The following is a 23,785-nucleotide window of genomic DNA, read 5'->3' on the forward strand; positions in this document are numbered from 1 at the left end:
CGAGAAGTGCCCGGCTCGCTTACTGCTCGGTGGGCGACGGCGTCGCCGCGAGCCGGTGGATGTTGAAGAACTGAACCGTGACTGCGGTGGCGACGATCGGCACGGGGACGACTGCGACGGAGTAGCGCACGGCGTCCTCGAGGCCATCCGTCACGACGTAGCCGATGAGCACGGAGACGAGGCAGGTGAGGGGAACGATCGGGGACACCGCGGTGAGCAGGGTGATGACGGCGCCGCAGAGGAAGTAGACAGCCGCGTCGAGCAGGATTCCCGCGTGCAGGGAAGTGAATACCTCGGGACGTGACACGAGCGGCAAGGAGAACACGATCCCGAGCAGGAAGCCGAGGACGGACATGGTGGCCAGGGATGTTGTGGGTGCCTCGCTTTGTATGAGGCGCCGGTGCCAGCCGCCTTGAGTCAGGCATGTGGCAACAGCGGTGCCGAACATGATGCCGGACAGTGCCCACAGTGTGGGTGCGACTTGGGAGAGGTGAATGTCGATGTGCTCCTCGACGGTCGCCGGCAGGTCCACTGCCGTGGTTGCGATGACGGCGAAGACGGTGCCCGATAACCCTTGAGCGCGGCACGAACTCCGTGAGACAAGTCCGAGAAGCGTGGCCGATACGCCGATGAGGGCCAGCATGAACCAGATGGTGTCAGTGTCGTGCCGGCCTGCAGCCCGGGCCTCCAGCAGGCTGAGGACGATGGTGATGGAGGCGAGAGCCGCCGCTGGCGTGCGTAGCTGCTGGAATGAGGTCTCATGACTCATGAGCGTCCTTTTGCTGTGCTGAGGTGCTGGATTTTAAGGCTTTCCCCGACGTGGTCGACCGTGGCCGCTTGTCGTGGTACATGCTGAACAGCCCCACTGTGGCGGAGATGGCGAGAAGAGGGATGGGGAGAGTCTCGACCAGGTAGCTCCTCGCCGCATCTGCGTCGTCGAACGTGTAGTAGCGGCCGATGGTGATAGCCAGGTAGATCAACGAGACGTGGGGCGCCATGCCAGCGAGCGAGGTCATTGCGAAACCGCAAAAGAAAGCAGTGATAGCTGCTCCGAGATCTCCGGATGAGGCCCATAGGCGTGGATATGATGCGCTGACAAGAGGTGCGGACGCTAGGATACTGACAAGTATCACTACCGCAATCTTATCGAGAATCAGGCCCTTGATGTCGAGAGACGAGCGATGCTTGCTCATGCGGTTGATGGCGGTGCATGTTGCTACGGCGGATCCGCACATGATGCCAGACAGTACCCACAAGGTAGGAGAGATTCTTGAAAGGTCGCCTTGATCGTACTCACTGCTTGTTGGTATCTTCTCGCCAATGAGGGCGGTGATAGTGAATACCGCGCTTGCGGCCCCTTGCGCTTGCGGGGAATTCCATGCGGCCACCCCTGTAGAGATCATCCAGAAAATGAGGATGACAATGGTTGTGGGTAAGTCGAATGACGTGGATTCGGTGTCGAGCCCGTATATCTCTGTGAGTGCAATGACGGTGAAGGCGCTGATGATGACGGCCGCCGGTATGTGCAGCGGCTGAAACGGCTTGTCCTCGTTCATATGGCGATGCTGCTCTTCTCAAGGGTTGGGAGGTGCCGGGCGTGTTGCCGGGGTGCAGTGGCACAGTGGCTCGATCTGGGTGGTGCGTCGTCGGGAAGTGTAGTGAAGAAAATCGTCCGTGTCGGCGGTTGGGATCCGCCGAATAGCGGTATGTGGTGATGTCAGGACGGCTGTCCGTGTTGGCGCACGAGGGGAGAGGGGCAGGTGCCTCTGGAGCGTGAGGGCAGCGCCGTCGTCGGGCTGAGCCGCGGGAGGAGGACTGGTCTGCCCGGCTCAGTTACTGCGTGGTGGACGGTGACGGTCCGAGAGGTGGAGCGTGCTCTCACCTGCCCGAGTCGGGTGCCTCCAGAAGGCGGTCGATACGCTCGCTCAGCTCGCTGACCTGCTGCTGCAGGGCTGCCACCTGCGCCTGCGTGGCGGCCTCCTGCTCTGCGTTCTCCTCCTCGACCAGCGAGACGATCCACGAGGCCAGGGTCGCCGTGACGACGCCGGCGAGCGCCACCCCGCCGATCATGAGCAGCACTGCGATGAAACGCCCCTGCGTGGAGACCGGGACGGAGTCGCCGTAGCCGACGGTGGTGAACGTCGTCAGCGCCCACCACAGGGCCTGGCCGAAGGTCCGGATCGAGGTGCCTGGCTCATGACGCTCCGCATCCAACGAGGCCAGTGCCGAGGTGAAGATGAGCAGGGCTGCGCTGCCAACCGTGTACAGGGTGATGCGCCCGCGCAACGCGGTGCCGGCGCTGCGCTGTATGACGCTCACGAGCGTCACCAGGCGCAGGAGCCGCAGCGGCCGCAGGAACGGCAGAGCGATGATCCCCAGGTCGGGTAGGTGGTGGAGGAACCAGTGACCCCGGCTCGGGGCCAGTGCCAGGCGGACAAGGTAGTCGACCCCGAACAGTGCCCACACGGTGTTGATCACGAGCTCGGCCGTGTCCTTGGCCCCGCCCTGCGCGTTGGTGAGCACCTCCCAGGCGTAGACGCCCAGGATGACGGCGGCGGCGCCGGTCAACGGCCACTCCGTGGCTCGCTCCCACGCCCGCAGCCGAGTGCCCGGGCCGATGTCAGTCGGCATGCTCCGATGGTAGACGGCGCTTGGGACAGGGCCATGTTGCGTTCACCGATGGGGACATTTCTTCTCGGCCGACGTCGGGGCGGTGGCTGCCCCCTCCGGCTCGGGTGGGGTGCGCACCAGCTGGGCGGCCCGCCAGACCTCGTCGAGTCGGGCCTCGACCTGTGCGCGGGCGTCGTCGAGCCGTGAGGGCCTCGCCGTCAGACTGAGCTGCGAGAGGAGAACTGGCCTGCCTGGCTCGGTACCTCCGGTCGGTGGGGCGTAGGCGGCCTGTACCTTCACACGACCCCAGCGCGCGGGAACCTCCTGGATGCTGAGGTTGTTGCGGCCGGAGGGCAGGGGGAGGGCGAGAGGAAATGGTTTGACGGCTGCCATGCCCTGCGGCGTCATACACACTGCGATCGTCTCCCGACGCGAGGCGGCCCATACCAGTGCCGCGATCAGCCCGATGACAAGGAAGGCCATGCCCATCACGGCGGCCTGCTCCAGCTCTGGGGCCGATTCGTTGTATATCAGGAGGTGTGGGATGCCTGTTGTGATAACTGGGTTGACCTCGATCAGTATGACTGCAAGCACCGTCCACAGCATGCCTACGGCGCGCCTGGCGGGACTCTGGGAGATGTGAAGGAACCGTGCCGATGCGATATCGCGATGGGTCATCGTCGCGTCCTTGGGCAGCCAACGGTCCGTGCCCTTGAAGCCGGAGAGCGCACCGAAGATCATGGCGATCAGCATGAAACTGTAGATGGTCATGACGCCGATCAGAATGGATAGGGACTGCTCTTCCAGATTCCCGGCATCGTTAACGATGGGTTCGCCCAGAGGGTTCGGGATGGAGGGGTCCAGGAGTAGGGCGGTCGGGTAGAGGAGCGCGATGCCGGCGGCGGCCAGGGCGCACAGGCACCCGAGCACCTTGGTCTTCGTGGTGGGGCGGGTGCGGATGTAGATCGCCATGGGGTGCCCTCCTGAAAACTGATGGCAGGTCGGTTGCTTCTGGCGGGTCAAGTCTGGGGGCGGCGGGCGCCTCCCGCCCATGGGGACCGTTCACCCCGTACGGGGCGTTCGACGCCGTCGGGGACGTTTCTGTTCGGCCGGGGGTGGTCCGTGCGTCGGGAAACGGGAATCCTGTCCCCGGAAGCGCAGGACGTCCCCGGCCGTCTTGGAAGGCGGGGCGGGCGGGCTCAGGCGAGCAGGACCTTCAGGACGGCAGGGGCGGCGAAGCGGCGAGTTTGCGAGCCGGTCTCGACGACGTCGAACACCCCGATGTCGGTCAGCTGGGCGACCAGGCTGTTGGCTCTCCCGTACGAGACGCCAAGGGCTGCCTCGACCTTGCGCACCGTGAAGCTCGGATTCGCGACCGCGAAGTCGACGAGGTCAAGGGCGTGAGCGGACCGCAGGCTGGAGGCGCGCACCGTCTCCTTGAGGCTCTGGTGGGCAGCGGCCAGCGCGAGCATCTGGTGGCGCGTGTTGGTGGCCGCCGCAGCCAGTCCCTGGGAGAAGAAGGCCAGGAAGGTGTCCCAGTCACCGTGGGTGCTGACTCGCAGTAGCGCGTCGTAGTACTCGGCTCGACGCTCCTCGAACCACGGCGAGACCGTCAGCGTGGGTTCGCTGAGAACGCCCGAGCTCAGGAGGGTGAGCACGATGAGGAACCGCCCCAGGCGCCCGTTGCCGTCCCGGAAGGGGTGAAGGGCCTCGAACTGGTAGTGGGCCATGCCCGCGGCGATGATCGGGTCGATGTCTCCCGTGTGGTCCTGATGCAGCCAGTCGACGAGGGCTCGCACGCCGGCGCGAAGGCGGTCCCCGGGCGGTACAGGGATGAACCGGGACGCGTGGACCGGGGCCATGCTGTGCGTACCGGGGCGGCGGCCGATCATGACCTGGGTGTCGCGCAGGCGACCTGAAGCGGACTCAAGAGGAGTGCCCCGCATGAGCTCGCCTTGAAGGTCCTCGATGAGTGACAGGGTGATGGGGCGCCTCTCCTGCGCCCACAGGAAACCGCTGTTGGCCATGCGGACGTAGTTGAGGATCTCCGTCATCTCGGCGGTCGTGGGGGCGTCATCGTCGGCGGTGAGCACCTCGCGCAGGGGGGCGTATGTCCCCTCCAAGGCCGACGTCGACTGAGCCTCGCGCCGTAGGGAGGGGGTTCGCAGCAGGTAGGGGTTCGGCAGCTGTTGGGCTGTGGCGTCGAGGGCGGCCAGTGCACGGCCGGCTGCTGCCACCATCCGGTAGGTGCCTCCGCTGAGGGGTGGCTCGTCGGAGCTGAGTGGCGTGGGGATGAAGGCCTTGTGCCGCCAGCTGCCGGTCACCGGGTCGGAGCCGGTGATGTCGACCAGCTCCCCCATGGTGTCGTCGACGAACATGCTCACGTCCATGATGTCAGTCTAATGGCGATTGTATGACATCCCAAGGGAGTAGATTGCATATATTGGGGGCTTGTCAAACATCGTAGGTGGGTGGGTGTCTGGAAACCGCCATGCGTGGGTGGCTGTCGGCGACTGTGGCTGTGGGGCCGTTTGCTGCGGGTGGGGGCGTTCGACGCCGTCGGGGACATTTCTGTGCGGCCGGGGGCGTTCGACGCCGTCGGGGACCGGGATCCTGTCCCCGGACGCGCAGGGTGTCCCCCTCCGGAGCAGCGCGCATCCGGCCGCGTGGAATGTCCCTGGCTAGGAGGTCGCGCTACCCCCGACGCGCGGAACGCCCTAGTGCGCGAGGCGGATCCATATCCGGTGGGGCACCACCAACCCGACTGCCATCGCCAGCACAATGATGACGGCCGTGGCCAGATCACTCGCTGTCGCCTCCAGTGCCGCCTCCGCGTGCGCCTCTCCCACCAGGCTCAGTGTCCCTGCGGCAGCGCGGAACAGGTACACGCCGGGCACAAGGGCCACGACCGCGGCGAAGCCCGCTCCCGCGAAAGGAATGTGCCGTGAGTGGCACACCGGCGTGAGCAGGCCGCCTGCCACCAGGCAGGCCAGTAGAGAGGAGGCGGGCGCGTTCCATTGCCACCGCGTCAGTGCGACCCAGTGCGCCGCGTGCGCGAGCCCGCCGGCCAGGAACGCCCAGCCGAAGGTCCTGATCGGCATGGAAAAGTACACCGGATAGCACATGGCGAGGACGGCAGCGGCTAGGACGTCGAGCCACAGTGGGATCGCGTCGGTCGTCGCGCTCAGCGGCAGGCCAGTGCCGCCGATGAGCAGGCCTCCGATGATGCCCGCACTAATGGCCAAGATCGTCAGCGCGGCGTCCGCCAGTCGTGCCAGGCCCATGTCGTGGCGGCGCTCGGCGATCTCGATGGCACCGTTGAGGACCTGGGGGCCGGGCACGAGCACCATCCCCGGGCACACGGCCACGAGCCGAGCCGTGCCGGTCCAGCCGAGGTGGACGGCGAGTGCGCCGACCAGGCCGCCGATAAGAGCGGCGGCAAAGGTCTGGGTGACTGCCGTCGTCCGCTCTGCCAATGCGCGCCGCGCGAGGCCGCCTGCTCCCGCCGCGGCGAAGGCGAGGGTGACTGACGGCAGGTGGTGGGCCCCGAAGATAAGGGCCAGCAGACTCGCGCCGAGGCCCGCCGCCAGGGCGAACATCCAGGTAGGGCTGGAGGGCTGGGCCTCCGCCTTCTCCAGCAGGTCCTCCAGCTCGTCGAGGCTCAGTGAACTGATGGCACTCAGACGGCGCTGGATGAGAGTCGCGCGTCCCATGTGCACCCCTACAGGGCGAATGGCTTGGACCGCGGCTACGGCCCCATCGGCGTCGGCGAGCGTGACCTGTGACCAGGTAGGCAGCAACGTGAAACGGGTGCCTAGCAGCTCGTTGAGCCGTTCAACGGTGGCTACCGCGGCGTGGGTGGACTGGCCTGAGTCCAGGAGCAGAGTGGCGGTCCGGGCGGTGAGCCCGGCCGCGCGCCGTCTTTCTGCTCCCGTCAGCCGGCGGCTCAGGCCTTGACCTCGGGGTAGACCGGCTGCCACATGGCGTCCTGAACCGCCTGGATGAGGTTGTCGTGACTCGCGGTGGCGACGCCGTCGGCCTCGGCCTGGCGGGCGACCGCGACGGCGACCGTCGCCGAGGATGCGCGCAGGTTCTCCACCGGAGGCAGGAGGGACGCACCCGGGTTGGTGGGATCGACCTGGCTCGCGACGGCCTGCGCGGCGGCGAGTAGCATGCCGTCGGTCACCCGGCTCGCGCCGGAGACGATGACCCCCAGCCCCAGGCCCGGGTAGAGCAGGGCGTTGTTGCCCTGGCCGATCGTGAACGTGGTCCCCTCGTACTCGAAGGGCTCCACCGGAATGCCGGTGGCGACCAGCGCCTTGCCGCCGGACCAGGTGATGACGTCGGCGGGCATGGCCTCGATCCGCTCGGTGGGGTTGGACAGCGGCAGAACGATGGGGCGCTCGACGCCGCTACTCATCTCCTCGATAACCTCACGGGTGAAGGCCCCGTGGTCCGTGGAGGTTCCGATGAGGATCGTGGGGTGAACCCGACGCACCGTCTCAAGCAGGCCGATCCTGCCGTGCTCGCGGGTCCAGTCCGCCACCTCGGAGGCCGGTCGCGCGTAGGTCTGCTGGTAGTCGGGCAGGCCCTCCATGTCGTCGGTGATGAGGCCCGCCCGGTCGATGAGCCAGATGCGGGAGCGCGCCTCGTCGGGGCTGAGCCCGTCGCGGACCATGCCGGCGTGGATCTGGTCGGCCATGCCGGTGCCCGCGGTACCAGCGCCGTAGACGACCAGGCGCTGGTCGGCGAAGCTCTGGCCGGTGACCTTCATGCCGGAGACCACCGCGGCGATGACGATCGCACCGGTGCCCTGCATGTCGTCGTTGAAGATGCGGTACTTCTCCCGGTTGGCCAGCAGGATTCGGCGCGCGTTGGACGGGCCGAAGTCCTCGAAGTGGAGCAGCGCGCGGGGGAAGAGCTCGGCCGCGACGGACAGGTACTCGTCGATGAGTGCGTCGTAGCGCTCGCCGCGCACGCGCGCGTGACGGTTGCCCAGATAGGCGGGGTCATTGAGGAGGGCCTCGTTATCCGTGCCGCAGTCCAGGTTGACGGCGATTGCCCGCTCGGGGTGGATGCCGGCGGCCGCCGTGTAGACGGCGAGCTTGCCCACGGAGATGTCGGTGCCGTTGACGCCCCAGTCCCCGATCCCGAGGATCTCCTCGGCATCGGAGACAACGAGCAGGTCGACATCATCGGGCCCCAGACCCAGACCCTCCAGAGAGGGTCGCACGTCCTCGATGCGGTCCACGGACAGGTAGACGGCGCGCGACCGCCGGTAGTCGCGGCTCCACTTTTTGATGGCCTCGCCGACCGTGGGGTCGTAGACGATCGGCAGCAGCTCGGAGAGATGGTCGGCGAGCACCCGGTAGTAGAGGATCTCGTTGCGGTTGTGGAGCTGGTCGAGGAAGACGTACTTTTCCAGGTTCGTGGGCTGGGCGGTCAGCTGTGCGTAGGCCCGAGTCGCCTGCTGGTCAAGGGTCTCGACGGCGGAGGGGAAACGGCCGATGAGTCCGAGCCGACGCCGCTCCTCCTCGGTGAAAGCGGTGCCACGGTTGGTCAAGGGATTGGTGACGATGGTTGGTTTGGCCGACATGTGGTCTCCTCCAAAGTGAGCGGAGCCGATCGTCAGTTTAGTGACGATTTTGTTGGACTGTGGAAGTAAACTAACGCTCGTTCTTCCGATATGTCCATCGGTGCTGGTGCGTTGGTGCGTTGGTGCGTCGGCCGAGGCGGAGTTCGGCGGTTGGCGGAGCCACTACAGGTAACCGCGCATGAGGATGAAGGTCTCCTCGACCCTCTCGGCGCGGAGGTGCTCAGGGTGCTCGGCTGCCACCGCGTCCAGAATCGCCTCGAGAACGACGAGTGTGGCCACCCGTGTCCGGAACATCGCCTCCTGGGTGACTAGCGGCGTCGTCAGAAGGATGTCCGCCAGGGGCACGAGCGGCCCGGTGCGCCGATTGGTCAGGAGGATCGAGGTTGCGCCGCGTCGGCCTGCCAGGCGCAGCAGGGCTTCGACTGGTGCCGGGTGGCGGTCGAAAGTCGCAGTGAGGACGACGGCGTCGGCCTCCAGTCCGGCCAGGGCGTGCGCCCAGTGGTCGGTGCCGTCCAGGATGGTGACACCGCCTCTGAGGTAGGAGAGCAGGAGGCCGAAGTACTGCATGAGGGGTCGTCCCGTGGCGACGGCGCCCAGGTAGAGGGGGCGGTCGGTGTCGCCGACCAGCTCGCAGACGCGGGTGAAGGCCTCCGTATCGATTGCGGAGGAGCATCCGGAGAGCACCTCCTGAGCCGAGCCGACGCGCTGCTCAAGGACGGACTGGGGCGACGGTGCAGCGTCATCGTGCATCCGCCTAAGGCGCTCAACCGGTAAAGACAGCTCTTCGCGCACGCCGGTGCGCAGGCTGCGACTCATGGCGCGGAAGTCTGGATATCCGAGCTTGCGTGCGAACCGGCCCACCGTCGCCGAGGAGACCCCTACGGCGCAGCAGACCTCCTCGAGGTTGACCAGAGCGGCGCCGGGCAGGTTGTCCTCATAGAAACGGGCGACGTCGAACTCGCGTGCGGTGAGGCGGGCGGCCGCGAGCCTGTCCAGAAAAGGACTGTCCTCAGATGGCTCCACGGCGTCCAATTTATCGGAGTCGTCAGGTTGGGTGCTGCCGACTCGCGTTCACAGGAGGTGACCTCGTCGGGGACGTTTCTGTGCGCCCGGGGGCGTTCGACGCCGTCGGGGACCGGAATCCTGTCCCTGGACGCGCAGGATGTCCCCGGCTGCAGGCGGCGGGAGGTCGAGCGGTGTTGGATGCAGGCCGGGCGGCCCCGTCAAGAGGACGGACGGCCCCAGGAATAGGTTGGGCCCCGGCCGTGTTGGCCGCAGTGGAACCGATATGTCTCCGCAGTCTTGAAAGGAATGCTCATGGCCACCAAGAACATCACCGGCCCCGAGTTCAAGGACACCATCCACGGCGAGGGCATCACCTTCGTCGACTTCTGGGCCTCCTGGTGCGGTCCGTGCATGCGCTTCGGCCCCATCTACGAGAAGGCCTCCGAGGCCAACCCCGACATCACCTTCGCCAAGGTGGACACCGAGGCCGAGCGGGACCTCGCCGGAGCCCTGGGAATCTCCTCGATCCCCACGCTCATGGTCTTCCGTGACAATGTGCTGGTCTACCGCGAGGCCGGCGCCCTGCCCGCCTCCGCGCTCGACTCTCTCATCACGCAGGTGCGCGAGCTCGACATGGACGAGCTCAAGGCCAAGATCGCCGAGGAGGAGGCCGCCGGCACTCAGGCCTGATCTGCCGTGCACCGAGGGGCCGTGGGGCCATCCTCCGGTCCCTCCGGTTCTCCGACGTCGCCCGGGAACCCAACGTTTCCGGGCGACGTCGTCGTCTGTTACCCGGCTCGCCCAGTCAAGGGCAGAACATTACGTTTTGATATCCTATGATGGCCCGCGTGAAGTTGGAGTCCCACGTCAGTCACGCTGTCAGAGCCCGATGGGCGGTCCCCGTCGGCGCCTCGGGCCGCGACGCGCTGGTGCGCCACCTCGTCTACGCCTTCATCCGCTCCGACCCCGAGGGTGCCACGGACTGGATCGACTCCACGGTCCCCACCGACCCCGACGAGCTGCGCACCATGCTCGACTTCCTCCTCACCGCCCGGCCCCCGGCGCCCCTGCCCGAGGACATCGCCGCCGACCTCGACACCCTCCTGGAGGCCGAGGCCGCCGAGCGCGGCATGATCGACGCCACCGAGATCCCGCCCCTGGCCATCACCGACCACGTGCCCGGCCTGCTGGGCCGCAACGTCGCCTTCTGGCGCGGCGACCTCACCCGCCTGCGCGCCGGCGCCGTCCTCAACGCCGCCAACTCCGGGATGCTCGGCTGCTTCGCCCCCGGGCACCGCTGCATCGACAACATCATCCACGCCGTCGCCGGTCCGGCCCTGCGTGCCGAGTGCGCCCGCTACATGACGTGGGCGGAGACCTTCGACCCCACCCGCCGTCAGGGCGGGGAGCCCGCCGGCCGGGCCGTCTTCACTGGCGGCTACCACCTGCCGGCCCAGCACGTCATCCACTCGGTGGGGCCCGTCATCGAGGACGGGCGCAGGCCGACCCTGAAGGATCGGCGCCTGCTGTCCTCGTGCTACACGAGCGTCCTCAACGTCGCGCACGCCGCGGGGCTGGGCAGTGTCGGCCTGTGCTCGCTGTCCACGGGCGTCTTCGGCTACCCCAAGCGGCAGGCCGCCCTGGTGACCCTGGAGACGATCGGTCGCTGGCTGGCGGCCCACCCCGACTCCCGGATGCGCATCGTCATCAGCCTCAACGCCGACGTCGACGTCGCCGCCTACGAGGCCGCCCTCGCCCCGCCGCCCTGGCGGCCGTAAGGGGACGGGGCAGGCGGCCTCGCTGAGGGATTGTCAGCTCGCCTGGGCCAGGGCCGCGGCGCGAGCGGCCGCCGGGGTCGCGGCCGCAATCGCCTCCAGCTCCGCCTCGCCGTGCGCGGCCGAGACGAACCAGGCCTCGAAGACCGACGGCGGCAGGCCCACCCCCGCCTCGAGGAAGGCGTGGAAGAAGGGCCCGTAGCGCCAGGTCTCCTGGGCGCGGGCGGCCTCGTAGTCGCCCACGCCCTGATCGGCGGCCCGCTGACCGAACATGAAGGAGAACAGGGAACCCGCCCGCTGCACGCGGTGGGGCACGCCCTGCTCGGTCAGGGCCGCCGAGACCACCTCGCCGATGGCCTGGGCGCGGGAGGCCACCGAGGCGTAGACGGCGTCGTCGGCCAGCTGGAGCGTGGCCAGGCCGGCCGCCGTGGCCAGCGGGTTCCCCGAGAGCGTGCCCGCCTGGTAGACGGGGCCGTCCGGCGCCAGCAGGTCCATGATCTCCGTGCGTCCGCCGACGGCGGCCAGCGGCATCCCGCCGCCCACGACCTTGCCGAAAGTCACCAGGTCCGGTACCCAGGCGGCGCGCTCGCGCCAGTCGGCGCCCGGCCAGGAGGGGGCCGCGGCGTCGGCGGGCTCAGAAGCGGCGTCACCGGCGCCGGCGGCGGTCTCGGCGGCGACGTTCGGCAGGTCCGCGGTCCAGCCGTCGAGGGCCTCCAGCCCCCACCAGCCGGCCGGGCCCACGCGGAAGCCGGTGAGGACCTCATCGAGGATCATGAGCGCACCGTGCTCGGCGGTGATGCGGTGGATCGCGGCGTTGAAGCCGGGCGCGGGCGGCACGATTCCCATGTTGGCCGGGGCCCCCTCGGTGATGACCGCGGCGATCTCAGCGCCCCGCTCGGCGAAGCAGGCCTCCAGGGCGGTGACGTCGTTGTAGGGCAGCACGATCGTCTGAGCGGCCACCGCCGCGGGCACGCCGGCGCTGCCCGGCAGTCCGCCGGTGGCCAGGCCCGAGCCGGCCGCCGCGAGCAGGCCGTCGCTGTGCCCGTGGTAGCAGCCCGCGAACTTCACCACCAGGTCGCGGCCCGTGGCGCCGCGGGCCAGGCGCACGGCCGTCATCGTCGCCTCGGTGCCGGTGGACACGAAGCGAACCCTCTGTGCGGCCGGAACCCGGCGGCGCACCTCCTCGGCCAGAAGCGTCTCCGTGGCGGTGGGGGCGCCGAAGGACAGGCCGCGGGCGGCGGCCTCCTGGACTGCGTCGACGACCTCCGGGTGGGCGTGGCCCAGGAGCGCCGGGCCCCACGAGCCCACCAGGTCCACGTAGCTCCGCCCCTCGGCGTCGGTGACGTGGGCGCCGCTCGCCGAGGCGATGAACCGCGGCGTGCCGCCCACCGAGCCGAAGGCGCGCACGGGGGAGTCGACGCCCCCGGGGATGACGGCGCGAGCCGCTTCGAACAGGGCGGCGTTGGGCGCGTGAGTCGTGTTGGTGGGGGCGGAGGCTGTGGGGCGCGGCTGCTGAGTCACGGGCGATCCTGTCGGTAAAACTGTGAAGAGACTGGTCAGGGCCGGTTCGGGAGGTGGTCTCGCGCCGGCCGGAGCTGATTCCCAACCTACCGGAACGATCCTGCCCTCCGTGGCTCTTGTATCAGTGCAGGGCCGGGTTCTCGGCGATCTCCCGGGCCCAGTAGGTCAGGACCATGTCCGCCCCCGCGCGCACGATCCCCAGCACCGACTCGGCGATGACGCGCTCGCGGTCGACCCACCCGCGCTGCGCGGCCGCCTCCACCATCGCGTACTCGCCGCTGACCTGGTAGGCGGCCACCGGCACCGGTGAGGCGGCGGCGACGTCGGCCAGCACGTCTAGGTAGGGACCGGCCGGCTTGACCATGACGATGTCGGCTCCCTCGGCGACGTCGAGCATCACCTCGCGCATGCCTTCGCGGCGGTTGGCCGGATCCTGCTGGTAGGCGCGCCGGTCCCCGGTGAGCGTGGAGCCCACGGCCTCACGGAACGGCCCGAAGTAGGCCGAGGCGTACTTCGCCGAGTAGGCCAGGATCGCGACGTCGTCGTGGCCGGTGGCGTCCAGGGCGGCGCGGATCGCGGCGACCTGCCCGTCCATCATCCCCGACGGCGAGACCATGTGCGCCCCGGCCTCCGCCTGGGAGATCGCCATCGCCTGGTAGGTGGCCAGCGTGGCGTCGTTGTCGACCTCGCCGGCGCGCGGACCGTCGGGGCGGATGAGCCCGCAGTGGCCGTGGCTGGTGAACTCGTCCAGGCAGGTGTCCGCGCACACGACGACCTCGTCCCCGACCTCCGTGCGCACGGCCGCGATCCCGCGGTTGAGGATGCCGTCCTCCGCCCAGGCCGCTGTGCCGGCCTCGTCTCGTGTGGCGGGCACGCCGAACAGGTCGATGGCGCCGACGCCGGCCTCGGCGCAGGCGGCGGCCTCACGGCGCAGCGAGTCCAGTGTGTGCTGGACGACTCCCGGCATCGCCTCCACCGGGCGGGGGGCGTCAATGTCCTCGCGCACGAACACAGGCAGGATGAGGGCGGCCGGGTCCACGACGTGCTCGCGCGCCAGGCGACGCATCGCTGGGGTGGTGCGCAGGCGCCGGGGGCGGACCGTGGGGGCCTGCGGGGCAGGGACGCAGCGGCGCGACAGGAAGTCGGCGGCCGGTCGAAGGGCATCGGTCATGAGGAGCTCCTGTGGTCGTCCAAGGCGTTGGAATGGGCTTGTGCGGGGTGGTGGAGGTTTGGGGGCTGAGGGATGGTTTCGTGTCACGAATGGCGACTTTTAGGCCCCGAGTTGGGGCTACGGCTCCCGAACACATCCGAGTATTTGGCCCTGACCTGGGCAAATGCCTGAGGGGCAGGTGCGCCGGAACGGCGGTGGAGATGGAAAAGTCGCCAATCGTGACACTTTTGCCGGTATGCAGCGATCACGGCGGCTCCTGAGGTGCAGGAGCGGGGCCCGTGGCGGCCCAGGTGGCGTCAATGGTGGCTTGGAGGACCCCCTCGGGCGTGGGGGAGGAGGCGACGGCAGCGACCGGCAGGCCGAGCCCGCGGGTGGCCGCCGCCGTGGTGGCACCGATGGCAACCAACCCAGTTCCCCGCGGCGGCGGGCCGAGCAGATCCAGGACGGCCCGCGTGCTGGACGGGGCGGTGAGCACAACCATGTCCACGCCGCCGGCGGCCCACGCGCGCTCCAGCCCCGGGGGCAGGTCGTGGGCGTCGGCCGTGATGGTCGTGTAGGCGGCCACCTGCTCCACCTCCCAGCCCGCTTGACGCAGGCGATCCGCCAGTGCCGGGTCGGCCAGAGCCGAGGCCGGCAGCAGCACCCGCCGCGCCGCATTCGGGGCTGGTGGGGGGCCGGCGAGCGCGGGCTCCTCCAGGAGGGCGGCGGCCGATCCCCGGGCCACCAGGTCGGGGGCGGTCCCGGTGAGCTCGGTCCAGGCGCGCGCGGTCGCCGGGCCGACGACTGCCACCCGCAGCGTTGAATGCACCGGAACGTGTAGGTACGGTGCCAGCGCCTCAACGGTCCGGGCCGAGGTGAGCACCAGCCAGGCCGCCTCGCCCACCTTGATCCTGCGCGCAGTCGCCTCCAGCGCCGCCGCCTCACCGGGAACCGTCCGGGTCGCGGCGGCCCGCAATACCTCCGCCCCGGCCCGCTCCAGCGTCGAGGCGATGCGGTCGCGCTCCTTGAGGCGCGGCAGCAGAACCACCCGCCCCGACAGCGGCGCCCCGCCGCCCTCCCGGGGCCGGCCTGGGCGGCCCCCGGCCGAGTCATTGCGTGCGGTGGAGTCCTCCATGGCCTCAGTCCCGCCGGGGCTTGCTGGCGTGCAGGTCGACGATCTGGGCGGCACCGTCCTCCAACAGGACCTCGGCCGCCCTGGCCCCCAGCGCCTCAGCCGCACGAACCGCCGCCGTATTCCCGGGAGCCCCCGGCCCCCCAGAGGCCTCGGGCAGCTCAGTGCTCAGCTCACAGCCGACCTCCTGGCCACCATCGAGCGAGGTGACCACCGCCCGCAGCACGAGCACCCGCTGCTCCTGCTCGCCGCCCCGTAGGTGCGCCCAGGCCCCCACCGGCGCCGCGCAGCCCGCACCGAGCCGGGCCATGAGCGCCCGCTCCGCCGTCACCGCCAGGCGCGTCGGCTCGTCGTCGAGCACCGCTACCGCCCGGGCCAGCTCCACAGAGTCCTCACCGGCTCGCGCCTCCACGGCCAGGGCCCCCTGAGCCGGCGCGGGCAGCATCGTCTCAAGATCCAGGACCTCGCTCGCGCAGTGCTCCAACCCCAGGCGCCGCAGCCCCGACAGGGCCAGGACCACCGCGTCCAGGTCGCCGGCGGCATCGGCCCGCGCAGGTGCCACCGGCTCATCGGTCCCGACGCCGACCGCCTCCAGCCCCCGCACCCGCGCCAGGCGCGTGGGCACGTTGCCGCGCAGATCCACCACCTCCAGGTCGGGGCGAGCGGCCAGCAGCTGAGCGGCCCGGCGCGGCGATCCCGTACCCACACGGGCCCCCTCAGGCAGGGTGGCCAGGGTCAGCCCGTCGCGGGCGCACAGGGCGTCGCGCGGGTCCTCGCGCGGCGGCACACAGACGACCTCCAGCCCCTCGACCGGATGCGTCGGCAGATCCTTGAAGGAGTGGACCACCAGGTCCACCTCGCCGTCCAGGAGCGCGTGGCGCAGCCGGGCGGCGAAGACCCCCACCCCGCCGAGCTGCCTCAGGGGCGTGCGGTCGCCGTCGCCATCCGTGCGCACGGTGACCAGGTCGATGCCCAGGCCGCCAGAGCCCTCGCCGAGAGCGCCGGCCGCGGCGGCCTGACGCAGCGCCTCGGCGACCTGCCCGGACTGGGTCAGCGCCAGGCGCGAGCCGCGCGTGCCCAGGCGAAGCCGCCTGGATTCCGTCCCCGTCGTAGTCATGCATCCCCTCCTCGTGCGCGGTTCTCAATCGTCGCGTTCGTACCGTAGGGCTCGCCGTACCTTGGGGGTACGAACTCGCGACCTAATATACGAACGCGACGGCCGCTTCCGCCTTGGCGCGGTGCCTCACCCGCCATGGGAACCCACCAGGCGCCCGGCCGCGGTGCGGGCGTGCCCGACGACGGCCGCGATCCCGGTCCCCGCCACCCACGCCCCGGTGACCTCCAGCCCCGACACCGGCGCCAGCTGCTCCTCCAGACGCGTCGTGCGCTCCCGGTAGGCGGGCGTCACCGGCGGCAGCGTCCCGTCCCAGCGCACCAGCATGTGGTCGATCACCGCCTCCGGCTCGATCCTCACCCCGGTCAGGGCCGCCACGTCATCCAGCGCCACCTGCAGATCCACCTGCGGGCGCGGCTGACCGGGCCGACCGTAGGACAGGCGCAGCGCGTGGACGTCCGGGCCGTGCAGCGCCCGCAGCTCGGCGCCGACCCACGGCCACTTGGCACTCAGGTGCGACAGCGCCTTGGCCCGCACCGGGCAGGCCACCACGCTCGCCGATCCCCCACCGGGTTCCGCCCCATCAGGCGCCACGGTGCCGGCCGACGCCGCTACAGCGGCGGGCTCAGCAGGGTCAGCAGGGTCAGCAGGCGCCACGAGCAGCCCCGAGCCCACCGGCTCGCCACTGAGCTCCGGCGCCCGCGCCACCAGCGTGAAGCGGGCAATCGGCGCCCCCACCGGCACGGTCAGCTCCGTCGCGCTCGCGGGCAGGCCGGGAACCCCCCGCAGCAGCCGCAGCGCGGCCCCTGCCGAGCAGGCCACGACGACGCGGTCGGTCACCACGACCTCCTGCGCACCATCGGGCACCGGCTCAGCCGACGGCGTCGGCCCCCGACGCGTCGGGGCGATTCCCACCCTCCAGATGGCCGGTGTCTCCCCGCCCGCGCTGTCCTCGATGTCGCCCGGCCGTAGCCACTGGGCGCCGGTGCGGGTGCGCACGCTCCCGCCGCCGGCCTCGATGGCCTCGCGCAGCGCGTCAGTGAGCCGGAACAGCCCGCCCTCGACGGCCGCGTCCACGCTCCGACCGCCCACCCCGTCCCGGCGGGCCCGACGTCGCTCCAGCACCGCCGCCACAGCGGCACTCAAGGACCCCAGCTCCGCTGCGGCCCGCCGCAGCCCGGGCATGACGACGTCGGCCGCCAGGTCCGCGGGGTCGGCCGAGTGGATGCCCGCGACGATGGGCCGCACGAGGCGCTCCAGGACGCCGGCCCCCATCCGCGCGGTCACGAAGGAGGCCAGGTCGGCCGGGTCCTCGGGGCCGGTTCCCACGGCGCCGGGCAGGTCGGCGTCCTGCGCGGCCCGGTGCGCGGCCCCCTGCCCGATCATGGCGACGACGTCGGCCGCCAGCGGGTCCGCCGGGATCCCCAGGTAGGCGTTGCCAGGAAACCGGTGCAGCACCCACTGAGGCGATCCTCCACCGGCGCCCGACGTGAGCGGCGGCAGGAAAAGCCTGGGTCGGCCGTGCGGGGCGGCGGTGCGCAGCCCCAGCTCGGCGAGCATCGAGGTGGCCGCCTGGCCTCGCACGACGAAGCCCTCGGCGCCCAGGTCCATCCGCGCCCCGCCGATGCTTCCGGCCGCGACGAGCCCGCCGGTGTAGCCGCGCGCCTCGATGAGCATCGGCCGCAGCCCGGCACGCACCAGGTCCCAGGCCGCTGTCAGCCCCGCGATCCCACCGCCGATGACGAGCGCGTCCCACCGCCGCTCCCCGACGGCCTCCCCGCTCACGCCTCCCACCCGGCCAGCGCCACGGACTCCCAGTCGGTCGAGCCGTGCACCCGTGCCACGATCCGGGTGAGGACGTCCGCGTCGGTGGCCGGCGGCACCCCGTGCCCCAGGTTGACCACGTGCCCCGGCGCCGCGCGCCCGGCGGCCAGCACCGCGTCGACCTCCTCAGCCAGGATCGGCCACGGCGCCGCCAGCAGCGCCGGGTCGAGGTTGCCCTGGACCGGGCAGGCCCCCGCCTGCGGGTCGGCCCCGGCCAGCGCCTCAATCGCCTCACCCAGCTCGATGCGCTCGTCCACGCCGACGGCGTCGGCCCCCGCCTGACGCATGAGCCCCAGCAGCCGGGCGGTGCCGGTCCCGAAGTGGATGAGCGGCGCAGCCCGGCCGGTGGTGGGGGACAGGGCGCCCCGGGCCGCATCCAGCGCGAGCGCCGAGTAGGGGACCACGCGCTCGCGGTAGGCGCGCGGCGACAGCGAGCCCGCCCAGGAGTCGAAGAGCTGGGCCGCGACCGCCCCGGCGCGCACCTGGGTGGCGATGAACTCGCCGGTCAGGCGCGCGCACCACGTCATGAGGCGGTCCCAGGAGTCGGGGTCGGCGCGCATGAGCGTGCGCGCCGCCAGGTGGTCGCGACTGGGCCGGCCCTCCACCAGGTAGGCCGCCAGCGTGAAGGGCGCCCCGCCGAAGGCGAGCACCGGCGTCCAGCCCGCCGCCCCGGCGCTGTGCTCCAGCCCGGCGCGCGCCCGCTCGCTCAGCCCCTCGCGCACGCCCGGCGCCTGCGGACTGCCCAGCTCGATAACGACGCGCCGCACCGCCTCCCCGATCGCCCCAACCCCCTCGGTGCCGGAACCGTCACCGAAGCGGCGGGCGACCAGCTCGCTCACCTCACGGCCGCTGCGCACCGGGGCATCGAGAACCGGTCCGACACCCTCCTCGATCCGCACCCCGACGCCCGCCAGGCGCAGCGGCACCATGATGTCGGAGAAGAAGACGGCGGCGTCGACGCCGTGGCGCCGCACCGGCTGCAGCGTCACCTCCGCCGCGAGCGCGGGATCCAGGCAGGCCTCCAGCATCGGCACGCCGGCGCGCGCCCGCAGCGCCCGGTACTCCGGCAGGGACCGTCCCGCCTGGCGCATGAACCACACGGGCGTGCGTGCGGGCCTCCGCCCCGCCAGGGCCTCCAGGAGCGCCGGTCCCGTCGCGGCCCCGCTGCCGGCCGGGGCGCGGTCCTGCGCCGCCTGCTCGGACTCCATTGAATAATTGTGTGAACTTCTGGTGACGAAATCGCCGTTATCGGGTGAAGAATGCTGACGCCGTGTGCTTTCCCTGCGATAGGGGAACTGAATGCGAGACATATCCGGTTGCCTCCTGTAGGCAGTGGTCAAAGGGGGTTTATTTCGCGTGGTGATGCGGTGTTCCAGGCGTCGATCAGGTGCTGACATGGTGTCAGGAATATGGTGGTGACACATTGTCGCGATGTTGGGTGTGCGTCACCATGCCGCTATTGTGCCCGCACCTCGCGGTGATGTTTCAATAGCGCCCGTTGTGACTACTCATCTTCTCTCAGCCGACCATCGACTGCCGGGCCTCGACGTCGTGGCCCGGCTCGGCGCGGTCGCCCCGGGGCTGGGGCCGGATCTCCTGGAGGCGGTCCCCGCGCTGCGCGGGGTCGTGGTCCTGTCCACCTGCAACCGCCTGGCCCTCCTCATCGACGCCGACTCCTGGGCCGACACCGGCTGCCCTGCGGCCCTGCACCCGAACCTCGCTCCGACTGGCAGTCAGTCCGCGGCGTCGTCTGACCTGGGTGAGACCATCTGCGCCTTCCTCGCCGAGCGCGCCGGGCTCCCCCCGAGCAGCCTCCTGCTGTCCCACCTGGTCGGGGCGAGCGCCCGCCGCGAGATGCTTGCCATCGCCGCGGGCCTGAGCTCGATGGTGGTCGGCGAGGCCCAGATCGTCGGCCAGGTCCGCCGCGCCGCTGAGACCGCCGCTGCCGAGGGCACGCTCAGCCCCGAGCTCGTGCGGGTCGTCGAGCGTGCCTCGGCCACCGCCCGTCGGGTGGCCCACGAGACCGAGCTGTCCGGTCAGGGGCGCAGCGTCGTCGCCGTCGGCGTGGATCAGGCCGCCGGCCACCTGCCGTCGCTGGAGGGCTGCCGCGCCCTCATTGTCGGCACCGGCTCCTACGCCGGCGCCACCGTCGCCGACCTGCGCGCCCGGGGCCTGAGCGACATCGCCGTCTACTCCGCCTCCAACCGCGCCGAGGCCTTCGCCGCCGGCCACGGCCTGCGCGCCGTCCCCACTGGCGCTTTGAGTGAGGCCATGAGCCGCGCCGACCTCGTCGTCACCTGCCGCGGCACGGGCGGGCCGATCCTCACCGCCGACGTCGTCGCCCCCGTCGCCGCAGAGCGCCTCGGCCCGGCCGGGGGGACTGGTCGCCCGCTCGTCATCCTCGACCTGGCCCTGACCCGCGACGTCGACGAGGCCGTCGGTGACCTGCCCGGCGTCGTCCACCTCGACCTGGCCCGCGTGCGCGACGCCGTCCCCGACGCCGAGGCCCAGCAGGTGACCGCCGCCCGCGCCATCGTCGAGGCCGAGGCCGCCGACTTCGAGCGGACCCTGGCTGGCCGGGCCATGGACCCCCTCATCACCGCCCTGCGCGCCCAGGTGGGCCGCGTCGTCGCCGAGGAGGCCGCCCGCCTGCGCCCGCAGCCCGCCCGCCGGCTCGCCCTGGCCGTTCCCGCCATCGACGGGCGCGCCGGGACCGGCGTGAACGGGGTCAACAGCGCCGACGCCGCCGCGGGGGCCTGCCCCCACCGTGACGTCCATGCCGAGCCCGGCCTCGAGGCCGCAGGCGAGATCGACGGCGAGCCGATGGTGTCCCTGGCGCAGGCCGAGCGCGCCCTCCACCATCTGGCCGCCCGCCTCCTCCACCAGCCCACCGTCATGGCCCGCCGCGCCGGCCAGGAGGGCCGCGAGGAGGCCTACCGTCAGGCCCTCGAGCTCGTCTGGGGCCTGGAGAGCACAGGAGAGAACCATGACTGACACCGTCGTGTCCAGGCTCGGGCCCGCCCAGGAGTCGGCCGCCCGCCCGGCGGCTCACCCGCCCGCCCGCCCGGGCGCCGAGCTCGCTGGAGTCCCGGCCAGTGTCCCGGCCGTCGACCCGCTGGCCCCCTACGACGCCGTCCTCCTGCAGTCCTACGGCGGGCCCCGCCGCCCCGAGGACGTCCTGCCCTTCATGCGCAACGCCACCTCCGGCCGCGGCGTGCCCGACTCTCGCCTCGTGGAGGTCTCCGGCCACTACCAGAGCGTCGGCGGCGCCTCCCCGATCAACGCGTGCAACGCCGAGCTGCGCGACGCCCTCCAGGCCCGCCTGGCCGAGCGCGGCTCGACGCTGCCGATCGTCGTCGGCAACCGCAACTGGCACCCCTTCGTCAGCCAGGCCCTGCGCGAGCTGGCCGACGCTGGAGCCCGCCGCGTCCTGGCCCTGCCCACCGCGGCCTTCGGCTCCTACTCCGGGTGCCGCCAGTATCGCGAGGACCTGGCCGGTGCCGTCGCCCTGCTCGCCGACGGTGCGGACGGCTCCACCGGTGAGGGATTCGAGGCCGATGCCGCCGCCCGGGTCGGCGGGGACGGGGGCGGCCCCGTGGAGCTCGTCGTGGACAAGACGCGTCCCTACTACAACACCCCCGGCCTGCTGCAGGCCAACGTCGACGCCATCGTCGAGGCCTACAGCGCCCTCGCCGAGCAGGGGGTGGCGGCCTCGGACGCGCGCCTCGTGCTCGTCACCCACTCCATCCCCCTGGGCATGGAGGCCGGCTCCGCCCCGGGGGAGGGCTCTGAGGCCGCTCCCGGCCCCTCCGATGTCGACGGTCCGACCGGAACCGGGCAGCGAGAGCCGGGCGTGGCCACCGACCTGTCCACGGAGGTCTCCTACGTCGCCCAGCATGAGGCGCTGGCCGCCGTCCTCGTGCCCGAGGTCGCCCGCCGCCTCGGCCTGGAGACGGTGGAGACCGACCTCGTCTACTGCTCGCGCTCGGGCCCGCCGCAGGCCCGCTGGCTCGAACCGGATGTCAACGACCACCTTGAGGCCCTGGCCGCCGGGCACCTGACCGACGGCAACCCCGTGGGCAGGCCCGGGGGCGTCGTCGTGGCGCCCTTCGGCTTCATCTCCGACCACATGGAGGTCGTCTTCGACCTCGACACCGAGGCCGCCCAGACCGCCCGCGACCTGGGGATGCCGTATGCGCGCGCCGCCACCGTCGGCACCCACCCGGCCTTCGTCGACTCCCTCGTCGACATCCTCCTCGAGCGGGCCGCCGCCGCCCGAGGCGAGGACGTCCGGCCCGACTCGACCACCGGCGTCGGCCCCTTCCACACGGTGTGCCCGGACTCGTGCTGCCGGCCCGGGACCCGCCACCCCGGCCCGCCCAGCCATCCCAATCAGCACGGTCACCACGGGACCGACGGCGACGGCCCTCGATAGCCCCCATCCCAGCAGCTCCGAAAGAATCAGGAGAAGAAATTGAGCACCGACACCCACGGCCAGCACGGTCACCCCGGTGGCCACCCCGGCGAGGGCGGCCTGCACCGCTTCGAGGACGAGGAGCGCCGCCCCCACCGCGACCCGCGCGACGCCACCGACGTCGACCTGGAGGCCATCAACAACCAGTACCACTACACCCTCTACAGCGTCTTCCGCCTGAGCCGCCCGCTGCCCGCCTCCCAGCCCGAGCGCGAGCAGCTCCTGGGGGAGAGCGCCAACTTCGTTGAGGCCGGCGGCGTGACGACGCGCGGCTGGTACGACGTCGGGGGGCTGCGCGCCGACGCCGACCTGCTCGTGTGGTGGCTCGACGACGACCCCGATGTCCTTCAGGACGCTTACCACCGCCTGCGCGGCAGCGCGCTGGGGCGTTACCTGGAGCCGGTGTGGTCCTGCATGGGGCTGCACACGCCCGCCGAGTTCAACCCCCGCCACGTGCCGGCCTGCCTGGCTGGGGTGGCGCCGCGCGACTGGGTCATGGTCTACCCCTTCGTGCGCTCCTACGAGTGGTACCTGCTCGCCCCCGAGGAGCGCTCGCGCATGATGGCCCAGCACGGGCGCCACGGCTTCTCCAAGTACCCCGACGTCAAGGGGTCGACCCTGTCCACCTTCGGCCTGAGCGACTACGAGTGGATCCTCGGCTTCGAGGCCGACAGCCTCGACCGGCTCGAGGGGGTCCTGCACCACCAGCGCTACACGGATGCGCGCATGCACGTGCGCGTGGACACGCCCTTCTACACCGGGCGCCGCGTCAGCCCGCAGGAGTGGGCCCAGCGTCAGCCCTGGGCCTGACTCCCTGCCCGCGGGGACATTCGACGCCGTCGGGGACACTCTCTTCCGGCCGGTGACATCCCGCGCGTCCGGGGACAGGAATCCTGTCCCCGGACGCGCAAACAGCACCCGCCGGCGCGAGATGTCCCCGGCCGTGAGGGTGGGCGACGACGCATCTGCCGGCGCTGTTGGTGGAGGTCGAAACAGAAGGTGGCTATCTATGTGGTGCAAGCCAGCGAGGAAATCGAATTCGCCATATTAATCAGGTTGCTTTCGACCGGGGTTTCAAGGACGTAGCCTCGGATGGTGATTGAGATGAACTGCCCTTGCCCGCACTGGTAAACAAGTTCTGCATTGGCGGAATCCGTGGAATTCACGAGTCCATGGCCTTGTGGGGCGGACTGCAGAACAACTGGTTTCGCCCCGTTTTTCTCGGTCGCGATCTTGTCGGAAGAGAAGTTGTCGCCATCTGCACGACCATAGATTATTCTGAGAATATTTTTGTTCGAGTTGGCAATGGTGCAGGTTGTGTAGTTCTGGAGATGTACTGAACGATGCCTCAAATCGTCGCCATAGGAACCCAGTAAGGCCTGCACGCTTTTGTCGGGTATGCCACGGCATGTTTGAGCGGAATCGCTCGGAATGACGCTGGGAACCGTGAGGTCGGGCATCTTCTTACGAGTGTGGTCGTTGTGGTTCCCTAGAAGGTTCCAAGAGACTCCGATCAGCACTAGAAGAGTCGCAGCCAATAGAACGGCAAGTATGGTGCGGGCGGGCGACTGGCGTCGCACATCA

General features: G+C 70.7%; 20 protein-coding genes. 5 read left to right on the forward strand and 15 right to left on the reverse strand.

The genetic code is table 11. The features are described from left to right. Positions 1–19: 19 nt before the first annotated feature. The 8 genes from FBF36_RS00950 to FBF36_RS00985 all read right to left on the reverse strand — a co-directional run bounded on the left by FBF36_RS00950 (position 20) and on the right by FBF36_RS00985 (position 9,229). Positions 20–769, reverse strand: coding sequence for a hypothetical protein (locus FBF36_RS00950; protein ID WP_009394142.1), 750 nt, complete (start codon positions 767–769; stop codon positions 20–22). After that, positions 759–1,556 carry a hypothetical protein gene (locus tag FBF36_RS00955; RefSeq protein ID WP_009394141.1) on the reverse strand — a complete coding sequence of 266 codons (798 nt, stop codon included), beginning with the start codon at positions 1,554–1,556 and terminating at the stop codon, positions 759–761. Before FBF36_RS00955 ends, FBF36_RS00950 begins: the two co-directional genes overlap by 11 nt. 322 nt (positions 1,557–1,878) lie before the next feature. Beyond that, a complete protein-coding gene (locus FBF36_RS00960) occupies positions 1,879–2,631 on the reverse strand; it encodes a potassium channel family protein (RefSeq protein WP_009394140.1) in 753 nt (250 codons plus the stop codon). Positions 2,632–2,673: 42 nt separating this feature from the next. Next, entirely contained in the window at positions 2,674–3,582 is a 909-nt protein-coding gene (locus tag FBF36_RS00965; RefSeq protein ID WP_138136988.1) for a hypothetical protein, read from the reverse strand. 227 nt (positions 3,583–3,809) lie between these two features. Then, positions 3,810–5,000: a Fic family protein gene (locus tag FBF36_RS00970; protein ID WP_009394132.1), complete on the reverse strand. Its 1,191-nt coding sequence runs from the start codon at positions 4,998–5,000 to the stop codon at positions 3,810–3,812. A 327-nt stretch (positions 5,001–5,327) separates the two neighbouring features. Beyond that, positions 5,328–6,590, reverse strand: coding sequence for a threonine/serine exporter family protein (locus FBF36_RS00975; RefSeq protein WP_009394130.1), 1,263 nt, complete (start codon positions 6,588–6,590; stop codon positions 5,328–5,330). Next, entirely contained in the window at positions 6,557–8,206 is a 1,650-nt protein-coding gene (locus tag FBF36_RS00980) for an NAD-dependent malic enzyme (RefSeq protein WP_138136990.1), read from the reverse strand. The genes FBF36_RS00975 and FBF36_RS00980 overlap by 34 nt, the downstream gene beginning before the upstream one ends. 162 nt (positions 8,207–8,368) lie before the next feature. Beyond that, on the reverse strand, positions 8,369–9,229 hold the full coding sequence (locus FBF36_RS00985; protein WP_192574981.1) for a MurR/RpiR family transcriptional regulator: 861 nt from the start codon (positions 9,227–9,229) through the stop codon (positions 8,369–8,371). A gap of 294 nt (positions 9,230–9,523) precedes the next feature. Between FBF36_RS00985 and FBF36_RS00990 the strand changes: the two genes are divergently transcribed. Both FBF36_RS00990 and FBF36_RS00995 read left to right on the forward strand, forming a co-directional pair. After that, positions 9,524–9,901 (forward strand): thioredoxin family protein, encoded by a 378-nt coding sequence (locus FBF36_RS00990; RefSeq protein WP_034491325.1) that lies wholly within the window; start codon positions 9,524–9,526, stop codon positions 9,899–9,901. 146 nt (positions 9,902–10,047) lie between these two features. Then, positions 10,048–10,989, forward strand: coding sequence for a macro domain-containing protein (locus FBF36_RS00995; protein WP_009394118.1), 942 nt, complete (start codon positions 10,048–10,050; stop codon positions 10,987–10,989). Between the two features lie 33 nt (positions 10,990–11,022). On the opposite strand, the gene hemL is transcribed toward FBF36_RS00995, so the two are convergent. From hemL to FBF36_RS01025, 6 genes are all read right to left on the reverse strand, one after another. Next, the gene (gene hemL / locus FBF36_RS01000; protein ID WP_412784059.1) at positions 11,023–12,507 is read right to left on the reverse strand and encodes a glutamate-1-semialdehyde 2,1-aminomutase; all 1,485 of its coding nucleotides are present in this window, start codon (positions 12,505–12,507) and stop codon (positions 11,023–11,025) included. Between the two features lie 121 nt (positions 12,508–12,628). After that, positions 12,629–13,678 (reverse strand): porphobilinogen synthase, encoded by a 1,050-nt coding sequence (hemB, locus tag FBF36_RS01005; protein WP_138136995.1) that lies wholly within the window; start codon positions 13,676–13,678, stop codon positions 12,629–12,631. A gap of 244 nt (positions 13,679–13,922) precedes the next feature. Further along, entirely contained in the window at positions 13,923–14,792 is an 870-nt protein-coding gene (locus FBF36_RS01010) for a uroporphyrinogen-III synthase (RefSeq protein WP_138136997.1), read from the reverse strand. 4 nt (positions 14,793–14,796) lie between these two features. After that, positions 14,797–15,906: a hydroxymethylbilane synthase gene (gene hemC / locus FBF36_RS01015; protein WP_138136999.1), complete on the reverse strand. Its 1,110-nt coding sequence runs from the start codon at positions 15,904–15,906 to the stop codon at positions 14,797–14,799. Between the two features lie 126 nt (positions 15,907–16,032). Beyond that, the gene (locus FBF36_RS01020; protein WP_138137001.1) at positions 16,033–17,688 is read right to left on the reverse strand and encodes a protoporphyrinogen/coproporphyrinogen oxidase; all 1,656 of its coding nucleotides are present in this window, start codon (positions 17,686–17,688) and stop codon (positions 16,033–16,035) included. Beyond that, positions 17,685–18,935 (reverse strand): uroporphyrinogen decarboxylase, encoded by a 1,251-nt coding sequence (locus FBF36_RS01025; RefSeq protein WP_138137003.1) that lies wholly within the window; start codon positions 18,933–18,935, stop codon positions 17,685–17,687. Before FBF36_RS01025 ends, FBF36_RS01020 begins: the two co-directional genes overlap by 4 nt. Positions 18,936–19,227: 292 nt before the next feature. Between FBF36_RS01025 and FBF36_RS01030 the strand changes: the two genes are divergently transcribed. Genes FBF36_RS01030 through hemQ form a run of 3 tightly spaced genes read left to right on the forward strand, consistent with a single transcriptional unit; the run spans position 19,228 to position 23,011 of the window. Next, positions 19,228–20,721: a glutamyl-tRNA reductase gene (locus FBF36_RS01030; RefSeq protein WP_192574982.1), complete on the forward strand. Its 1,494-nt coding sequence runs from the start codon at positions 19,228–19,230 to the stop codon at positions 20,719–20,721. Next, entirely contained in the window at positions 20,714–22,162 is a 1,449-nt protein-coding gene (locus FBF36_RS01035; RefSeq protein WP_225792414.1) for a ferrochelatase, read from the forward strand. The genes FBF36_RS01030 and FBF36_RS01035 overlap by 8 nt, the downstream gene beginning before the upstream one ends. Positions 22,163–22,201: 39 nt before the next feature. After that, a complete protein-coding gene (hemQ, locus tag FBF36_RS01040) occupies positions 22,202–23,011 on the forward strand; it encodes a hydrogen peroxide-dependent heme synthase (protein WP_009395326.1) in 810 nt (269 codons plus the stop codon). A gap of 197 nt (positions 23,012–23,208) precedes the next feature. On the opposite strand, the gene FBF36_RS01045 is transcribed toward hemQ, so the two are convergent. Further along, positions 23,209–23,661, reverse strand: a complete 453-nt coding sequence (locus FBF36_RS01045) for a hypothetical protein (RefSeq protein ID WP_138137006.1) — start codon at positions 23,659–23,661, stop codon at positions 23,209–23,211. Positions 23,662–23,785: the final 124 nt, after the last annotated feature.

Origin of the sequence: Actinomyces sp. oral taxon 171 str. F0337, assembly GCF_005696555.1 — a bacterium.
GTDB classification, from domain to species: Bacteria; Actinomycetota; Actinomycetes; order Actinomycetales; family Actinomycetaceae; genus Actinomyces; species Actinomyces oris_E.

Bases quoted from the DNA above. Each gene is read 5' to 3' on its own strand.
- FBF36_RS01010 (WP_138136997.1), bottom strand. From the start codon at position 14,792: ATGGAGGACTCCACCGCACGCAATGACTCGGCCGGGGGCCGCCCAGGC.
- FBF36_RS00960 (WP_009394140.1), bottom strand. From the start codon at position 2,631: ATGCCGACTGACATCGGCCCGGGCACTCGGCTGCGGGCGTGGGAGCGA.
- FBF36_RS01025 (WP_138137003.1), bottom strand. From the start codon at position 18,935: ATGGAGTCCGAGCAGGCGGCGCAGGACCGCGCCCCGGCCGGCAGCGGG.
- FBF36_RS00965 (WP_138136988.1), bottom strand. From the start codon at position 3,582: ATGGCGATCTACATCCGCACCCGCCCCACCACGAAGACCAAGGTGCTC.
- FBF36_RS00955 (WP_009394141.1), bottom strand. From the start codon at position 1,556: ATGAACGAGGACAAGCCGTTTCAGCCGCTGCACATACCGGCGGCCGTC.
- FBF36_RS00950 (WP_009394142.1), bottom strand. From the start codon at position 769: ATGAGTCATGAGACCTCATTCCAGCAGCTACGCACGCCAGCGGCGGCT.
- FBF36_RS01035 (WP_225792414.1), top strand. From the start codon at position 20,714: ATGACTGACACCGTCGTGTCCAGGCTCGGGCCCGCCCAGGAGTCGGCC.
- hemC (WP_138136999.1), bottom strand. From the start codon at position 15,906: ATGACTACGACGGGGACGGAATCCAGGCGGCTTCGCCTGGGCACGCGC.
- FBF36_RS00995 (WP_009394118.1), top strand. From the start codon at position 10,048: ATGATGGCCCGCGTGAAGTTGGAGTCCCACGTCAGTCACGCTGTCAGA.
- FBF36_RS00970 (WP_009394132.1), bottom strand. From the start codon at position 5,000: ATGGACGTGAGCATGTTCGTCGACGACACCATGGGGGAGCTGGTCGAC.
- FBF36_RS01045 (WP_138137006.1), bottom strand. From the start codon at position 23,661: ATGCCCGACCTCACGGTTCCCAGCGTCATTCCGAGCGATTCCGCTCAA.
- hemB (WP_138136995.1), bottom strand. From the start codon at position 13,678: ATGACCGATGCCCTTCGACCGGCCGCCGACTTCCTGTCGCGCCGCTGC.
- FBF36_RS00980 (WP_138136990.1), bottom strand. From the start codon at position 8,206: ATGTCGGCCAAACCAACCATCGTCACCAATCCCTTGACCAACCGTGGC.
- FBF36_RS00990 (WP_034491325.1), top strand. From the start codon at position 9,524: ATGGCCACCAAGAACATCACCGGCCCCGAGTTCAAGGACACCATCCAC.